The 17,969-nt window shown below is 63.9% G+C and carries 8 protein-coding genes; 5 read left to right on the top strand and 3 right to left on the bottom strand.

Annotated features, from left to right (window positions below; translation table 11 throughout):
• The first annotated feature begins 159 nt into the window (after positions 1–159).
• The 3 genes from IFT75_RS09940 to tadA all read left to right on the top strand — a co-directional run bounded on the left by IFT75_RS09940 (position 160) and on the right by tadA (position 4,760).
• Positions 160–2,754: a membrane-targeted effector domain-containing toxin gene (locus IFT75_RS09940; protein WP_342214376.1), complete on the top strand. Its 2,595-nt coding sequence runs from the start codon at positions 160–162 to the stop codon at positions 2,752–2,754.
• A gap of 146 nt (positions 2,755–2,900) precedes the next feature.
• On the top strand, positions 2,901–4,274 hold the full coding sequence (locus IFT75_RS09935) for a multicopper oxidase family protein (protein ID WP_185795048.1): 1,374 nt from the start codon (positions 2,901–2,903) through the stop codon (positions 4,272–4,274).
• A gap of 3 nt (positions 4,275–4,277) precedes the next feature.
• Positions 4,278–4,760 carry a tRNA adenosine(34) deaminase TadA gene (gene tadA / locus IFT75_RS09930; protein WP_207186128.1) on the top strand — a complete coding sequence of 161 codons (483 nt, stop codon included), beginning with the start codon at positions 4,278–4,280 and terminating at the stop codon, positions 4,758–4,760.
• Positions 4,761–4,833: 73 nt separating this feature from the next.
• Here tadA and mltF read toward each other — a convergent pair whose 3' ends face one another.
• Positions 4,834–6,294 (bottom strand): membrane-bound lytic murein transglycosylase MltF, encoded by a 1,461-nt coding sequence (gene mltF, locus IFT75_RS09925; RefSeq protein WP_185795049.1) that lies wholly within the window; start codon positions 6,292–6,294, stop codon positions 4,834–4,836.
• A gap of 208 nt (positions 6,295–6,502) precedes the next feature.
• On the opposite strand from mltF, the gene purL reads away from it, so the two are divergent.
• Both purL and IFT75_RS09915 read left to right on the top strand, forming a co-directional pair.
• Entirely contained in the window at positions 6,503–10,402 is a 3,900-nt protein-coding gene (purL, locus tag IFT75_RS09920) for a phosphoribosylformylglycinamidine synthase (protein WP_192054631.1), read from the top strand.
• Between the two features lie 19 nt (positions 10,403–10,421).
• The gene (locus IFT75_RS09915; protein WP_122475694.1) at positions 10,422–10,733 is read left to right on the top strand and encodes a Nif3-like dinuclear metal center hexameric protein; all 312 of its coding nucleotides are present in this window, start codon (positions 10,422–10,424) and stop codon (positions 10,731–10,733) included.
• Between the two features lie 15 nt (positions 10,734–10,748).
• Here the strand turns inward: IFT75_RS09915 and IFT75_RS09910 are convergent, their stop codons facing one another.
• Positions 10,749–13,211 carry a two-partner secretion domain-containing protein gene (locus IFT75_RS09910; protein ID WP_192054629.1) on the bottom strand — a complete coding sequence of 821 codons (2,463 nt, stop codon included), beginning with the start codon at positions 13,209–13,211 and terminating at the stop codon, positions 10,749–10,751.
• A 159-nt stretch (positions 13,212–13,370) separates the two neighbouring features.
• Positions 13,371–17,957, bottom strand: coding sequence for a hemagglutinin repeat-containing protein (locus tag IFT75_RS09905; RefSeq protein ID WP_192054627.1), 4,587 nt, complete (start codon positions 17,955–17,957; stop codon positions 13,371–13,373).
• Positions 17,958–17,969 lie beyond the last annotated feature (12 nt).

Below are 17,969 nucleotides of genomic sequence, written 5' to 3'. Positions count from 1 at the left end.
TCCTGTATATAGGGGTGGCCAGAGTTTACCTCGATGGCGGTGGCAGCAAGGGTGTTGGGTCGCAGTAAGGTGCCTGAATGGTGAGGCCAAATATGTAGGCCAGGAGGGTCCAGGGCACTTGCCACACTCGCAGCTCCTTCAGAAACCGATCCCTTTGATATGACTGATGTACTTCCGAATACGCAATTAGGCGATGTGCTCGCAGGCATCGCACGGCAGGTCACACAACAAGTGCCGGATCTGCACCAAATGGCTGTCGCCACTGCCACCCAACTGCTCACGTCCATGGCCATCGACACCCACCCCGACGCCTTTTACTGGCATCGCTTCGACAATGCGCAGTCCAGCCATCGCTCCTTCAGTGGCTACGCGCACATGGGCCCGCCCAGTGAAACGATGACGTTTACCGAACTGGTGATGCGGCGGTTCCGAGCGAGCGACCAGGATAATGCCGACTTGCTGCATGTCATGGGCGGGTTCTACACGGGCGATGCGCGGGCAGGCTGGTTCGATGAGCGCAACGAGGTAAGACTGGCGCCCGACAAGGTGCTCAACGCGTTATGGCACATCGATTTCGCGGCGGCCTATCGCCAGGCGCTGGCGACGTTCTGGACCGACAATGGGCCAGGGGTGCAGACGCTGATCCGCATCAACTGCCTGCGCGCCGCCGTGGATGCAGCTCAGGCCGGGGCCATGATGCGCCAACAGGTGCAATGTGTGTTCGACGGTCTGGGTTGCGAGTACGCCATGGCACCGACCTTGGCCGACTTGACCGGTAGCCATCCGCCGAGCCACGGCGTTACGGTCAGCACGCTGCAGATTGCCGGCCACGGGTTCGCCAGTGTGTTGTGTTTCAAGGCCAGCGGCGGCGAGTGTCTGTTGTACCTGGCCGGTCGCGACAAGGCGTTTGAAGTGTTCGCCGATGTGAAAGCGGCGCAGGCATGGTTGCACCAGCAGCTGCAGGACGTGCAGCGCCGGGAGCGCTTGCTCGATCATGGCAGGTTGCTGGAGCCGGCGGCTGCATTGGCGCGTGCGCGCAGCCTGGCGCTGCTGGCGAAGAAGCCGCTGGCGCTGTTCGCAGCAAAGGTGTCCTGGCCATCCATCGCAGCCGATGCGGCGCACTGGCTGCAAGGGCAAACCCGCGAGCAGATGCTGGCCGAGGCCAACCTGCAGTTGCACAGCAACAGCGAGTTGCGCCAGCAGTTGTGGATCGGTTATCTGGGTGCAGGCGTGCACTTGTTCGGCGCGGCAGCCATGGTCAGCTGGCCGATCGCATTGATCGTGGTAGTGGCGAGCGCCGGAAAATTCGCCCTCAATGTGGAACGTGCGGTGAATGCGGGCGCCGCCACGGACCGTCGCGCCGCCTTGTATGCATCGATATTCAGCGGTATCGAGTTGCTGCTGAACATGACCCTGCTGATTCCCCAGCGAGCCGCGCAGAGCGCCGAACTGCAGCCACTGCAGTCGCGACCTCAGGTGTCAGCGCTGACGCCTTTGCTGCCCAGTGCCGAAGGGCTGTTGGCAGTCGAGGGGGAGCAGATGATCCGCTTGCACGGCGATCTGTATCGCGTGCGCTACGACCCCAGCCTGCGTTACTGGTTGATCGTCGATCCGCAGCGCCCCTATGCCTTCACCGGTAATTACCCGGTGCGTTTCAACGACCAATTGCAATGGGAACTGATGCCGACCGGTTGCCTGCGGGGCGGTGGCGGCTGCCTGAGCGTGTCACGGCAAATGGAACTTGAACCGCCACCGGTGAGCTACGTGCAGTTCGAGGTTTCGGCCACTCGCTACGAAGTACCGCTGGTGGCTCGCGCTGCCACCGGCGAGCTGTTGGGCGACCAGTTTCGCAAGATGCTCTCCGGTGAATACTTCGACCCCTACACGCCGCTCAATCCGGTGCTCGACAGCCTCAACAAGCTGCGTGTTCAACTGATCGAGGACGCCAACGCATTCATCGCCGAGTGGCGCTCGCCCGGCAGATCGCCGTTGCCTGTGCCCGATGCTTCGCTGCCGCCCTATATCGCCGTGCGCCGACTGTTGGACGAATCCGGGGCACTGGTCATCGGTGAGTCTCATCAGGCTATCGCCAGCAAGCGTTTCCTGATCGAGAACATGCGGGCGCTGGCCGGCGACGGTGTCGACACGCTGTACATGGAGCACTTGATGACCGATCTGCATCAGGCCGATCTGAACCAGGTGGCCAGTGATGGCCGGCTGCCCAGTGGGCTGCAGGACTATCTGCGCGATCAGGATCTTGGCCATCGTACCGATCCGGCTCGACAGTACAACTTCACCACGCTGGTGCAGGCTGCGCGGCGCGAGGGTATCCAGGTGCGCGCCCTGGATTGCGCGGCCAGCTATCGACTCGATGGCATGGACGACCTCTACGGCGCCGGCCAGACGCTGCGCCAGCGGGTGTTCAGCTACCACGCCAGTCGCGTCATTGCAGCACGCACCGCATTGCCCGGCCGGGGCAAATGGATCGCCTTGGTCGGTGACACTCACGCGTCCACCTACAAGGGTGTTCCAGGTCTGGCGCAACTGCACGACGTGACAGCACTGCGCATCGTCGATGCCGGTGCCGGCCAGCAGACCAACATCACCCTGGACCCAGGCGAGTACTACCTGCCGTCGATGGGCCACCCGGACGGAGTGGTCAAAGCCGATTGGCGCCTGGCGCTGACCGTACGCGAAGCGCCGTTCACCTACCTGGATCCGTCCCTGGCCCCACCGGGTATGATCAGGCCATGAACGCAGGGACAGGCATCACGCCCCTGTAGCAGCGGCGCATGCGATCTGTCTGACACCCAGCCGCACGGCAGCGCAAGTCTTAATCTTTCTCAATTGCAGGTGTATGGTGTCGGCCTTTCACGTTCATCACGCAGGTGCCCATAGCCATGTCTTTCACTCGTCGACGATTCCTCGGTGGCCTGGCGGGCGTTGTCGCGGTCGGCGTGGGTGCCGGGGGCGCTGCCCGTTATTGGTTGGGTACGCCTGTGGACCAGGCCGGCGTGGACTATCAGCTGATTGCCGCGCCGCTGGATGTCGAGTTGGTGGCAGGCCATCAGACCCCGGCCTGGGCCTTCGGTGGTTCGGCACCCGGGCGTGAGCTGCGGGTGCGCCAGGGCGAATGGCTGCGGGTGCGTTTCATCAACCAGCTGCCGGTGGAAACCACCATCCACTGGCATGGCATTCGCCTGCCGCTGGACATGGACGGCGTGCCCTACGTGTCGCAGTTGCCGGTCAAGCCCGGTGAATACTTCGACTACCGGTTTCGTGTGCCGGACGCCGGCAGCTACTGGTATCACCCGCACGTTGCCAGTAGCGAGGAACTGGGCCGCGGCCTGGTCGGGCCGTTGATCGTCGAGGAGCGCGACCCCACCGGCTTCGCGCATGAAGCGGTGCTCAACCTGAAGAACTGGCACGTGGACGAGGAGGGCGCGTTCCTGCCGTTCAGCATCCCCCGCGAAGCGGCGCGCAACGGCACCCTGGGCCGGCTGTCGACGATCAACGGGGTACATCGGGCGACGGTCGATCTGCCGGCGGGTCAAGTCGTCAGGGTGCGCATTCTCAACCTGGACAACACAGCCACCTATCGCCTGAACTTCCGTGGCAATGCCGACATGCGCCTGTATGCACTGGACGGCAACCCCATCGAACCGCGCGCGTTCGGCAAGGATTACTGGATGGGCCCCGGCATGCGGGTTTGCCTTGCAGTCAAGATGCCACCTGCCGGTGAAGAGATCGCCATACGTGACGGTCCGGTTCGCCTGGGCACGCTGCGCTCGGTGCAGGCCGCAGCGGCGCCGAGCGATTGGCCGCCGGCGTTACCGCCCAATCCGATCGCCGAGCCGGACCTGGCCAATGCCGAGAAGCTCAATTTCAACTTCGAATGGGTCGGCGAGGTGTCGGATACGACCGAGGGCAAGCCGCCCAGCCTGTGGCAGATCAACGGCATCGCCTGGGACATCACCGACAAGACCTGCGCCGACCGCCCCATCGCCAAGCTGCAGTTGGGCAAGAGCTACGTGCTGGAGTTGAAGAACATGACTCAGTACCAGCATCCTATCCACCTGCACGGCATGAGTTTCAAGGTGATTGCCTCCAACAGGCGCAAGATCATTCCTTATTTCACCGATACGTTCTTGCTGGGAAAGAACGAGCGTGCCCAGGTGGCGCTGGTGGCGGATAATCCTGGTATCTGGATGTTCCATTGCCATGTGATCGATCACATGGAAACCGGACTCATGGCGGCAATAGAGGTTTCCTGAACGTTGAAACAACCCAAGATCATTGATCGCAGCCGCGATCGGTTTTTCATGGCCCAGGCGCTAGAGCTGGCCGCCCAGGGTGCGGCGCTGGGCGAAGTGCCTGTGGGCGCAGTCGTGGTGCAGGACGGCGAGATCGTCGGCCGCGGCTTCAACTGCCCCATCAGTGGCAGCGACCCCAGTGCCCATGCCGAGATGGTGGCCATCCGCAACGCCGCGCAGTCCGCGCAGAACTATCGCCTGCCGGGCAGCACCCTGTACATCACCCTGGAGCCTTGCAGCATGTGCGCCGGGCTGATCGTCCATGCGCGCATCGCCCGGGTGGTGTTCGGCGCGCTCGAACCCAAGGCGGGCGTGGTGCAGAGTCAGGGGCAGTTTTTCAGCCAAGGCTTCCTGAACCATCGGTTGATGGTGGAGGGTGGCGTGTTGGCTGAAGAGTGCGGGGCGATATTGAGCGAATTTTTCAGGGCGCGTCGGGCGAAGGGCTGAGATTGAAGGAGGGAGTGCTGCCGAGGGCCTTTTCGCGGGCAGAGCCCGCTCCCACAGGATCACTCGGGTGCTCTTAGAGCGGCGGCGTCTGCTGTGTGGGCTTTGACTGGTCCACACCAGGCACGTGCAGGTTGCCATCGGCGACCTGGCTGCCTTCGAGCTGTGGCTGGGTCACCCAGGTGAGGATGTCGTAGTAGCGGCGGATGTTGGCCACGAAGTGCACTGGCTCGCCGCCGCGGGCATAGCCGTAGCGGGTCTTGCTGTACCACTTCTTCTGCGCCAGGCGCGGCAGCATCTTCTTCACATCCAGCCACTTGTTCGGATTCAGCCCTTCACCTTCTGCCAGCTTGCGCGCGTCGTCGAGGTGGCCACTGCCCACGTTGTAGGCCGCCAGGGCGAACCAGGTCCGGTCGGGTTCCTGAATGCCGGCGTCGAGCTGATCCTTGACGTAGGCGAAGTACTTGGCGCCGCCATTGATGCTCTGCTTGGGGTCCAGGCGGTTGCTCACGCCCATGGCCTGGGCAGTGTTCTGGGTCAACATCATCAGGCCCCGCACCCCGGTCTTGGAGGTCACGCTGGCCTGCCACATGGACTCTTGATAACCGATGGCGGCCAGCAGCCGCCAGTCGACCTTCTCCTGCTTGGCCGAGGCCTGGAAGGTTTTCTCGAACTTGGGCAGGCGCTGCTGCAGGTGCTGGGCGAAGGTGTAGGCGCCGACGTAGCCGAGCACATCGACATGGCCGTAATAGCGGTCCTTGAGGCGCTGCAGGGTGCCGTTGCCCTTGACCTTGTCGATGAAGCCGTTGACCTCGTTCAGCAGGCTGTTGTCTTCGCCCCCGGCAACGGCCCAGCGCTGGTCGCGGCCATCGCCCAGGTCGAAGGCGACCCGCACGTTGGGGAAGTACACCTGGTTCATGGCCACTTCGTTGGAATCGACCAGAGTCAGGTCGATCTGCCCCTCGTCGACCATGCGCAGCAGATCCACCACCTCCACCGCGTCGGACTCTTCGTACTCGAGCGCCGGGTACTGCAGCTTCAATTTGGCCAGTTGCTCGGCGTGGCTGCTGCCCTTGAGCACCATGATCTTCTTGCCCACCAGCTCGGCGGCATCGGTGGGGCGGTTCTGGCCGTTGCGATAGATGACCTGCGGCGTGACTTCCAGATAGGGGTGCGAGAAGCGCGCCTGTTGTTCCCGCGCCTCGCTGGTGACCAGCCCCGCAGCCGCCAGCACCGGGCCCTGGGGCTGGCTCAGGCCGGCGAAGATATCGTCGAGGTTGTCGGCGGTTTCGATCTGGAGTTTCACGCCCAGGTCATCGGCGAAGCGCTTGACCAGCTCGTACTCGAAGCCGGTTTCGCCATTGCGATCCTGGAAATAGGTGGCCGGGCTGTTGCGGGTTATGACGCGCAGCACGCCGTCCTCCTTGATCCGTTCGAGTGTGCTGGGTTTATCAACGCAGCCACTGAGCAGCAGGAGAAGTCCGGTTGCGAAGAGCCATTTGGCGCAGCGCGAGCGTAAGACGGTCTGGGTGAGCATGGGTGCAGTATACGCAAACGGTCGCTCGAGCCATATCTCGACAGCAGGCGAAGGAGTCTGGTAGAGCGAAGCGCAACCTCTTACTGGCCCCCAGCTAGGGATCTGACGAACGATCGCGCTGTTTTTCCATCCGTCGGGTGCCTAGGTGAACGGTTTAGGCTAGAATGCACGGCCTCCAAGCACACCCCCTTTCGAGGCTGTCCCGACGATGTTGATCCTGCGCGGCGCTCCTGCCCTTTCTGCCTTTCGCCACGGTAAATTACTCGAGCAACTGAGCCAGAAGGTCCCCGCTGTTACTGGCCTGTATGCTGAATTCGCCCACTTCGCCGAAGTCGAAGGCGAGCTGGCCAGCGACGACCGGCAAGTCCTTGCCCGTCTGCTCAAGTACGGTCCCAGCGTTCCCGTTCAGGAGCCCACCGGGCGGCTGTTCCTGGTGCTGCCGCGCTTCGGTACGATTTCGCCGTGGTCGAGCAAGGCCAGCGACATCGCGCACAACTGCGGCCTGACCCAGGTTCAGCGTCTGGAGCGCGGCATTGCCTTTTATGTGTCTGGTGATTTCAGCGAAGCCGAAGCCGAGCTGATCGGTGCCGTCCTGCACGATCGCATGACCCAGGTGGTGCTGGCCCGTCTGGAAGACGCCGCCGGCTTGTTCCGTCACGCCGAACCCAAGCCACTCACCGCGGTGGATATCCTGGGTGGCGGTCGTGTCGCGCTGGAACGGGCCAACGTCGAGCTGGGCCTGGCCCTGGCCGAAGACGAAATCGACTACCTGGTCAGCAGCTTCCAGGGGCTGGCGCGCAATCCGCACGACATCGAGCTGATGATGTTCGCCCAGGCCAACTCCGAGCACTGCCGCCACAAGATCTTCAACGCCAGTTGGGACATCGACGGTCAGAGCCAGGAAAAAAGCCTGTTCGGCATGATCAAGAACACCTATCAGATGCACAGCGAAGGCGTGCTGTCAGCCTACAAGGACAACGCTTCGGTCATCGTCGGCAGCGTCGCCGGGCGTTTCTTCCCGAACCCTGAAACCCGCCAGTACGGCGCGGTGCAGGAGCCGGTGCACATCCTGATGAAGGTGGAAACCCATAACCACCCGACGGCGATCGCGCCCTTTCCGGGCGCCTCCACCGGCTCCGGCGGCGAGATCCGCGATGAAGGCGCGACCGGCCGCGGCGCCAAGCCCAAGGCTGGCCTGACCGGTTTCACCGTGTCCAACCTGAACATTCCCGGTTTCGAACAGCCGTGGGAAAAACCCTACGGCAAGCCCGAGCGCATCGTCACCGCGCTGGACATCATGATCGACGGCCCGCTGGGCGGCGCGGCGTTCAACAATGAATTCGGTCGCCCGGCCCTGACCGGCTATTTCCGCACGTTCGAGCAGCGCATCGACACCCCCCACGGTGAAGAAGTGCGCGGCTACCACAAACCGATCATGCTCGCCGGCGGGATGGGCAACATCCGCGCCGAGCATGTGCAGAAAGGCGAGATCACCGTCGGTTCCAAACTGATCGTGCTCGGTGGTCCGGCCATGCTCATCGGCCTGGGCGGCGGCGCCGCTTCCTCCATGGCCACCGGCACCAGTTCGGCGGACCTGGACTTCGCTTCGGTACAGCGCGAAAACCCGGAGATGGAGCGTCGCTGCCAGGAAGTCATCGACCGTTGCTGGCAGCTGGGCGACAGGAATCCCATCAGCTTCATCCACGACGTAGGTGCGGGCGGCCTGTCCAACGCATTCCCCGAACTGGTCAACGACGGTGGCCGTGGCGGCCGCTTCGAGCTGCGCAACGTGCCCAACGACGAGCCGGGCATGGCCCCGCTGGAAATCTGGAGCAACGAATCCCAGGAACGCTACGTGCTGGCCGTGGACGCCGCCGACTTCGAGCGTTTCCAGGCCATCTGCGAGCGCGAGCGCTGCCCGTTCGCCGTCGTCGGCGAGGCCACTGCCGAGCCGCAGTTGACCGTCACCGACAGCCACTTCGGCAACAACCCGGTCGACATGCCGCTCGAAGTGCTGCTGGGCAAGGCGCCGCGCATGCACCGCAGTGCCGTGCGCGAGCAGGAGCTGGGCGATGACTTCGATCCGGCCCAGCTGGACCTGGCCGACTGCATCGAACGCGTCCTGCATCACCCTGCGGTGGCCAGCAAGAGCTTTCTGATCACCATCGGCGACCGCACCATCACCGGCCTGGTGGCACGCGACCAGATGGTCGGCCCGTGGCAGGTACCGGTGGCCGATGTCGCCGTCACCGCCACCAGCTTCGACGTCTACAGCGGCGAGGCCATGGCCATGGGCGAACGCACGCCACTGGCGCTGCTCGACGCCCGGGCTTCGGCACGCATGGCGGTCGGTGAAACCCTGACCAACATCGCCGCGTCCAGCATCGCGAAAATCTCCGACATCAAGCTGTCCGCCAACTGGATGTCCGCTGCCGGCCATCCGGGCGAAGACGCGCGTCTGTACGATGCCGTGCAAGCGGTCGGCATGCAGCTGTGCCCCGAGCTGGGCATCACCATTCCGGTCGGCAAGGACTCCATGTCCATGAAGACCCAGTGGAGCGAAGAGGGCACCGACAAGAGCGTGACCTCGCCGATGTCGCTGATCATCACCGGCTTCGCGCCCGTGGTCGACATTCGCAAGACCCTGACTCCGCAACTGCGCATGGACAAGGGTGAAACCGACCTGATCCTCATCGACCTGGGGCGTGGCCAGAACCGCATGGGCGCCTCGATCCTGGCCCAGGCACACGGCAAGTTGGCCAGCCGCGCGCCGGACGTCGACGATGCCGAGGACCTCAAGGCGTTCTTCGCTGTGATCCAGGGCCTCAACGCCGACGGCCACTTGCTGGCCTACCATGACCGTTCCGACGGTGGCCTGCTGGCCAGCACGGTGGAAATGGCCTTCGCCGGTCACTGCGGTCTCAACCTGCAACTGGCCACCGTGGCGCACAGCCGCGAGGAAATCGCAGCTGTGCTGTTCAACGAGGAACTGGGCGCGGTCATCCAGGTGCGTCAGGACGCTACGCCGATGATCCTCGCGCAGTTCAGCGCCGCTGGCCTGGGCAACGACTGCGTGGCGGTGGTCGGCCAGCCGATCAACAACGGCGCGGTGAACATTCGCTACCACGACGACGTGCTGTTCAGCGGTGAACGCCGCTTGTTGCAACGCCAGTGGGCCGAGACCAGCTACCAGATCCAGCGTCTGCGTGACAACGCTGCCGGTGCCGATCAGGAATTCGACGCGCTGCTCGAAGAAGACAATCCAGGGCTGAGCTTCAACCTCAGCTTCGACGTCAACGAAGACATCGCCGCCCCGTACATCAAGAAAAACGTACGCCCACAGGTGGCCGTGCTGCGCGAGCAGGGCGTCAACGGCCAGGTCGAAATGGCTGCGGCCTTCGACCGCGCCGGCTTCAACGCCATCGACGTGCACATGAGCGACATCCTCGCCGGACGTGTCGACCTGAACGAGTTCAAGGGACTGGTCGCCTGTGGCGGTTTCTCCTACGGCGACGTCCTGGGTGCCGGTGAAGGCTGGGCCAAGTCGGCACTGTTCAACGCCCGTGCCCGTGATGCCTTCCAGCAGTACTTCGAGCGCAGCGACAGCTTCACCCTCGGCGTGTGCAACGGCTGCCAGATGATGTCCAATCTGCACGAGTTGATTCCAGGCAGCGAGTTCTGGCCGCACTTCGTGCGCAACCGGTCCGAGCAGTTCGAGGCGCGGGTTGCCATGGTCCAGGTGCAGGAGTCCAACTCGATCTTCCTGCAGGGCATGGCCGGTTCGCGCATGCCGATCGCCATCGCCCACGGTGAAGGTCATGCCGAATTCGCCACCGCGGACGCCTTGGTGCAAGCCGATGTGTCGGGCTGCGTGGCGCTGCGCTTCGTCGACAACCACGGCAAGGTCACCGAGCAGTACCCGGCCAACCCGAACGGCTCGCCGCGCGGGATCACCGGATTGACCAGTCGCGACGGCCGCGTGACCATCATGATGCCGCACCCGGAGCGGGTATTCCGCGCTGTGCAGAACTCCTGGAAGCCTGAGGAGTGGAACGAGGACGGCGCCTGGATGCGCATGTTCCGCAATGCCCGCGTGTGGGTGAACTGACAGGTCGGTGAACCAGCAGATGTTCAAACTGGCCTTCTTCGTTCCCGACAGCCATGTCGAAGCCGTCAAGAGTGCCGTATTCGCCGCCGGTGGCGGTCGCATCGGTGCTTACGACAACTGCGCATGGCAGGTGTTGGGGCACGGTCAGTTTCGGCCATGTGATGGCAGCCAGCCATTTCTGGGTCAGGCCGATACACTGGAAAAGGTCGAAGAGTGGAAGGTCGAGCTGGTAGTGGCCGATTCACTCATTGAACCGGTGGTCCAGGCATTGCGCCTGGCCCACCCGTATGAAACCCCTGCCTTCGAAGTGTGGCGACTGCACGATCTGTGAGTCGCCACGTTCCCCTCAGCGGATGCGTACCTGCTCATACAACCGCTTGACCGCCTCCAGGCCTGTGTTGCCCGTGGCTAGCTTGTGGCTGGTCTGCAGTTCATGGGCGCCTGCTGCCATTGCGTGAGTCGTGCCTCGTGCAACTTTGAGGCTCATGGGCTCGCTGCTGAACATTCCGGATTGTTCGCTCACGCCCGTTTTGTCGGTGCGGGTGAACTCGAAATTGGCCTGTTCGACTTCGCCTTTGCCAGCGTTTGGCTGCTGCGCCAGAGCTTCCTTGACCGGCGAATTCCACTTGCCGCCCAGCGCTGCCACTTCATTGAGCATTGTGCCTGGAGCCGTACCTTCGGCCAGCACGACACGCCCCTCGACACCGAGGATTTGCGTGCTGTCGGCGCGATGAGTGATCGCCAGCTTGCCCTTGACGTTGCCGCTCAGGTTGTCGGCCTGCAGACGTGCGCCATCCAGACGTGCATCCATCTGGCTATCGAGCCTGAGCGTCGCAGCTCGCAGTTGCGCATTGTGCTGTGTCTGCTGCTGCTCGTTGCGGTAGCTGAGGCCAAGAGCCGGCTTGAGCGGATCACTGGCATCGGCGCTCAGTTGCTTGCGGTCCGATTGACGCTGGTCGCTGGCGCTTTCCAGATAGACACCGCCTGCGGTGGCCGCCAGCTTCATGCTGGCTGCGTCGGCCTGGACACCCTGCAGGTGCAGGGCGCGAGCCTTGCGGGCGCCGGCCTGCAGCGCCATGTCGCCCTTTACCTGCCACTGATTGCCGTGCTGATGTTGCGTGCTTTCGTCTCGTTGACCGAAGCTATGCAGACCTTCGGCACTCCTGGATTCACCACCACCCTTGAGGGTTGTCTTGTCCACGGCCGCGAGGCTGGTGAGGGTGCCTCCCGCCGTCACCTTCAGACTGCCAGCGGGCTTGTCCAGCGTGCCTATGTCCACACCGTTGAGCTGCACATCGCCGCTGGCGCGCAGGATCACGTCGCCTGGCGCATCGATCCGCGCCTTGCTCGCCGTGCGTTGCTGGTAAGCGCCGTCCTTGCCCATGCGGTCGAGGGTGGCGTGGGCGGGGTTGAACGCCAGGTTGGCACCGGCGTCGATCTGCACCGCGCCTTGCGAGGTGCCGATGCGGGTGCCTTCGTAGCGTCCACTGCCGGTCAGGCGGATGTCGATACCTTCGGCAGCGCTCAGGCTGCCGGCCTTGGCTGTGCTGGTGGTTGCCGCGCCCGCCTGGACCTTGTGCATGGCCGCTTTCATCTCATGGCTGTCGGCATGGATGGCGATCTTGCCCAGGGTGCTGGTGTACTCGGTGCCGGTATCAGCCAGTTTGCCGCTGATATCCAGCGATACCGTGCCGCCCTGCAGGCGACTTGAGCCGGTATTGACCATGGATGCCGCGTTGACCTTCAACAGGCCGCCGCTGTTGATCTCCGCACCCTGGCTGCGCACACCGTCGGCGAGCAGGCGCACATCGGCTTCGCTGGCCAGGCGTGCCGTGCCCAGGTTGAGCTGACGGCCGGCTGCCAGGTGGATCTCGCCCGCTCCGCCGTGCAGTTCGGTGGGGGTCTGTGGCTTGCCGGCGCGCGCAGGTGCATGCAGCGTGAGGTCGCCGGCCGATTCGATACGGATGCCTTGACCGGCCGTGAGTCGAGCGCCTGGCATCTTGATACCCGCGCCTTCCTCACTGCTGACGATGCGGATGCGCTTGTCTGTGGCCATCGCGCCGAGCAGGTTGGCATCGATGAGTTTGGTCGCGCGCGTGCTGCCGATCACACCATTGCTGGCGTAGTCGACGACATTGCTGCCCAGCACCAGGTCGATATCGGCGCCTGCGGCCATTGGCCCGCTGCTGACGATACTGGGTGCTATCAGCGCCAGGCTGCCGGCCGGGTTGCTGACACCGCCGCTGTCGACACGCAGCAACTGGTCGGTGGCCTGCGTATCGAACGTTGTCAGCCGACCGTCCTGGACAGTGGCCGCGCCGACCACGAAGGTGGCTCGTGGCGCGTTGACCAGGCTGGCGCCGTTGAGCGTGATGCCATTCGGGTTGGCCAGGACATAGTCTGCCGCCGCGCCGAAAACCACTTGCGGGCCGTTGATGTTGGAACGGTCGTGGCCGACCACCTCGTTGAGGATGGTGCTGGCGGCCATGCCGCCCAGTTGTGGATTGGCCTTCAGCTCGCCGGCCATTTCACTCTTTCCTGCCACCAGGCTGTTGTTGAGCACGACGCCCTGGGTACCGACGTTGTATTCGCTGTAGACGTTGTGCGAAAGGCCGTTGGCATTGGGCGCAACGATGTCGATGACCGGTACTTTGTACTGGCCGTTGATGATTGGCGCCGTTTCGCCACCCGCAAACGCGGTCAGGCCATCGGCCCAGGCAGGGGAGCAGGGCACCAGCAGCGCGCTGGCGATGGCCAGCGGCAGCGAGCGCAGGGTCAGGTGGCGCAATTGTTCCATGGTATGAGGCATCGAGGTCTTTCCTTAGGTCGAGGATTGGCTGTGCATCGACCTGGGGGCCGATGCACGAGAGCTACCTTAGGAAGGGTGGGTCGGACGCGATAGCGGCAGCGCGCGCGGCCCATCGTAGGATGCGGCCCAAACGGATGTCGGGCCGGCGGAGAGTCATGCTCAGAGCGCGAGTTTTTCCACGCCTCCTGTCAGATACTGAGTGCGGTTGTGCCCGCCTGCGCGGAACAGTCCGGTATCGATCATCACCTCTTCGGGCTTGTCCTTCTGCAGATGGCTGTACAGGTCCTTGATCGCACCCAGTGACGGCGTCAGCGCCAGCAGGGAGACCGTTACCAGTCGGTCGCGCGCAGTCAGGTCACTGGTCTGCATCGAGTTCGGGTGCGGGTGCAGCGCAGTGCCGCTGGTCTGCAATTGTGCGCCGACCAACTGGGTTGTCCCCAGGACCTCCAGGCCCAGGGTGTCGCGGCCATTGAGTACGGTACTCTGGGTCACGGTATCGCGCAGTTCGCGACGCATGTCGAAGCCCAGCTTGGCCGAGATATCGGTGGAGTAGGCCGCATTCAACTGGTCCAGGCGCTGCTTGCCCTTGCTTCCCCACTCGCCTGCCAGCTTTGCCAGGCTGCCGATCGCGCCCCACGGATCGCCACCCCTGCCGACTTCGGCCTCGGCATTGACCTTGGTCGCGTCAACGTTGTCCCTGACGCTGACTGCCCGCAGGCTGCCCACCGAACCGCTTATTGTGCCGGCATGCACTTGCGCGCCGCCCAGCAACAGCTCGCCCGGGCTGTTGTATTCCACTGTGCCCGCGGTGAGTCTGGCGTTGGCATAGGTGTCGCTCTTGAGCTTGTCGTAGTCGAGCTTGAACTGAACGTTGAACTCATCGAGTGCGTAGGACTGCTTCGCGCCGCCTGAATGGCCACCCAGGCTGAAGGTGGCGGAAATCAGCTTGTTGTCGCGCTCGCTGGTCGACCGCGCGGCGATCACGGCGATACCCCCCTTGCGTGCGTCCAGCTTGATCCGGTCGGCCGTGGCGTGCAGGCCTTCGAGCAGTATCGCTGCCGCATGGTCACTGCCTGCCGTGACCGCCATGTCGTTGAGCACATGCCACTGTGCGCCGCGACGCAGTGCCGAATCCTCCGCAGTCTGACCGAATTCGAAGCCTGCGCTGCCTGCCACCGGCAAGCCGCCTGTCGATGGCCTGGCGCTGACCTTGAGCGAACCGCTGCCGCCATAGACATTGCCTTGGGCCCTGGCAGTGTCGATGCCGGCCAGTGCCACGACACTCTGGCCAGCGTCGATCGACAGGCTGCCCACCGGCGTCTGTTGCGAGCCGATGGCAGTGCCCTGCAGCATCACGTTGCCTTGCGCGCTCAATGTAACGGCGCCGGGGGTGTCCAGCCTGGCGCCGACGGCGAAGGTCTGGGTACTGTCGAGTACGGTGTATTGCCCGCTGCCGCCGATGGCGCCACCCTGAACCACAGGGGCTGGTGCGACCACCCCATTGAGCTGCGCTGCGCCGCGCCCGCGCGTGCCATCGTCATGCTTGACGATACTGTTGCCGGCTTGCAGGAACTGCAGGTTACCGCCGCTGTGGATCTGGATTGGCCCCTGCACACTGCTCATGACCGTGCCTTCATACAGGCCATCGGTGCCCAGCTGGATACGGATACCGTTGTTGCCGAGCAGACTGCCGACTACTGCCGTATCCACCGTCTTGTATTGTGCGCTGCTGTGACCGCGGGCTGCGGCGCCCATGGCCCAGTCGGCGCCGGTCGAGGTTTCCAGCCTGGCAATGGCGTCCACCCCCAACGCGTCGATTGCGCTACGCACGCTGTTTCTGGCAGCGTCCATGACATGCCTGTCCGCGCTCAGCGCGATGGCGCCGATCGTGCTTTCGTACTGGGTACCGATATCGTGCAGCTTGCCGGTCACAGCGATATCGAGCTCACCCCCCTTGAACTGCGACACCCGGGCAATGTGCGTCAGCGACTGGGTATTGCGGTCCAGGTAGTCACCCTTGAGATTGATGCCCACGCTCCACGGCAGCAGGCCATCCTCCAGGCCACTGGCATACAGGCTGGTCTGGTCGACCCCGCTCCACAGCTTCTGTACCTGACGGGTAATGGCGCCGTAGTCCAGCGAGCTGCCCGCACTGAGCTTGATCTTGTTGTAGTCCAGGGCGGTCTTGGTGCTGTCGGTAACGGCCTGATTGTGGACACGGTCGGCGCGCACCTTCAACAACTGGCCTGCTTCCACCTGCGCTGCCTGGGTGGTCAGTGCCTTCGCGGTCAGGCGTACGTCGTTGCCGGCCTTGATCGAGCTGCGCGTGTGTACGTTCTCGCTGCGGCCGTCGGTGTCGGTCTGCAAGGCGAAAGCGGCGCCGGTACCGAAACGGTCAACGCCCGCAGTGATCTCGTAACCCACCGTTCTTCCGGTTTCCTGGTTGCGGAAACTGCGTTGCGCCTCGGTGGCCAGAATGCGCATGTCATCGGCATCGAGCAGCACGTTCTGTTCGGCTTGTACCGACGAGCCGACGATGGCCAGGCCCTGCCCGGCCTCGAGTGCGACGTTACCGCCCTTGAGCTGGCTGGCTTGATGCGTGTTCAGCCGGGCGGTGTCCAGCGTCCACTGTTGGCGCATCCCGGCACCGGCGTCCCACTGCCCGGCAGATCCCTGTGCGTCGCCTGGCTGGCCGGAGCCTGGCGTGGTCTGTTCGCCGAAAACGGTCAGTTTCCAGTCCTTGCCCTTGAGGGTGGATTCGCTGCTCTGCTGGCCGGCAGCGACCATCAGGTTGCGCTCGGCCTTGACCGTCAGATCGCCAGCGGTGGCAAGGCTCGAGCCCACGATCAGGGTGTCGCGCTTGCCGTCCAGAAGCAGGGCGCCGCTGGCGCTGAGGGAACTGCCTTGATAGGTACTTTGCCTGCGGTCGTAGCGGCGGTCGGACGCGCTGAACAGCGCCGTGTCCTGGCGCGCATTCTCGATACGCTGGTGGGCTTGGGCACCTTGTACCCTGAGGTCTTGCGCAAGGCTTCGCAGGTCAATGTCCCGGGCCTCCAGCTGCGCGGCTATCAGGTCCACGCGATCGGCCTGGGCGGCGAGCTTGCCATTGCCTGCGGCAAGCCGGCTGCCGCGGTGGTCCAGGGTCTGCTCGCGGTCGTGCAGTTCGGTCGCCGAACGGCGGACGATCACGTGGCCCTCGCGACTGTCCTGCGCAACCGAGCCATGCAGAACGACGGTACCGATCTCCACCGCTTCGGTTGCTGCGAGGTTCAGGTCGCTGCGACTGTTCAAGTCGCTGCCCATGACTGTTATTGCCCGTCCCGTGAGGCTGATCGATTGGCCGTCGATCAACGTCGAGGCTGCGCTCTGAGTGGTCTGGGTGGCCGTGCTGTCCAGGCGTTGAGCGCCCTGGCGTCGGTTGCTGACGGTGACGCGGTCAAGCTTGCGGTCGACGTTGGCGGTCAGCTCCAGCGTATTGCCCGCGCCAATGTCTACGTCGCCGAGGCTGTTGACGTGGGTGGCGGCGAGCCTGGCATCGTTGCCCGCAGTCAGGGTCACGAACTGCGTGGCGTTCAGCGCATTCGCCAGATGCTCGGTATGCGTCAGCTCGACGGTGGTAGTGGTCGCACCTGCAGGCAGGATGTACCAGTCGTTCTCCACACCGCTCCTGCGGCTGGATTCGACGGTGCGGGTCAACGTATCCAGGTTCAGATCGGCACCGGCGTCGGCGCTGATCGACGCGCCACTGATCGCCACCGACTTGATGTTCAGGTTCGCTGCCGAGCTCAGCCGCACATCGCCAGCGCCGGCGTCGAGTACACCCTGCGTGGCCAAGCCATCGCGCTTGGCGGTGCTGATCATGTTCAGTGCGCCCTGCGAAGCGATCTCGATGCCTTCACGCGCTGCGGTCCGACTGATGCCCATGTTGATGCCGGCACCTTCGCGGGTGCTCAGAATATTGATGCGATTGGCGTGCATGGCGCCCATCAGGCGCGCGTCGGTACTGAACGCGTTCTGCTGGACGTGGCTGACCTTCAGATCGCTGGCATCGACCTTGTGTGTGCCCAACAGAATGTCGAGCTTCTGCGCTGCGCTGATCGGCCCGCGCTGGTCGATCGTGGGGGAGATCAAAGCCAGCGAACCGCCGTTCACGGTCACCCCGCGGGTGTCTACCTTCAGCGCGGTGCGTGGGTCGATACCACCGTCGGTATTGAGCCCGGTGATCCTGCCGTTCTCGATCTGCGGCCGGCCGACCAGAAAGGTCGCCTGTTTGTCCATTTGCAGGTTGATCCGTGCGCCATTGAGCAAAATCCCGTTGGGGTTGCTCAGTACATAGTCGGCCGCTTGGCCGAAGATCACTTGTTCACCGTTGATGTCGGAGCGGCGTCGGCCGATCACTTCGTTGAGAATGGTGCTTGCCGCCTGGCCCTTGAACTGGCCGTTCGCCCGCACATTCAAGAATTCGCCGGCGACGTGCGCACGGCCGGCCTGCAGGCTGTTGTTCAGCACCACGCCGGGGACACCGACGTTGTATTGCTCGTAGCGGTTGTGCGAAAGACCGGCGGCATTGGGCGCCACGATGTCGACGATCGGGGCGGCACCGGCATTGGTCATGACGATCGGTTTGGCACCCGGCTCGAAGGCCGGCTGGATGACGTCGGCGCTGGCCATGTAAGGCGCCAGTACGACACCGGCGATTGCCAGGCGCAAGGCGTCGCGCTGAACACAACGTGATGGTTTGGTCATGGGGATATCTAC

Source organism: Pseudomonas sp. CFBP 8758 (assembly GCF_014841725.1).
Taxonomy (GTDB): domain Bacteria; phylum Pseudomonadota; class Gammaproteobacteria; order Pseudomonadales; family Pseudomonadaceae; genus Aquipseudomonas; species Aquipseudomonas baltica.
The sequence above is the reverse complement of the archived record's forward strand: the minus strand, read 5'-3'. Positions and strand labels throughout refer to the sequence as shown.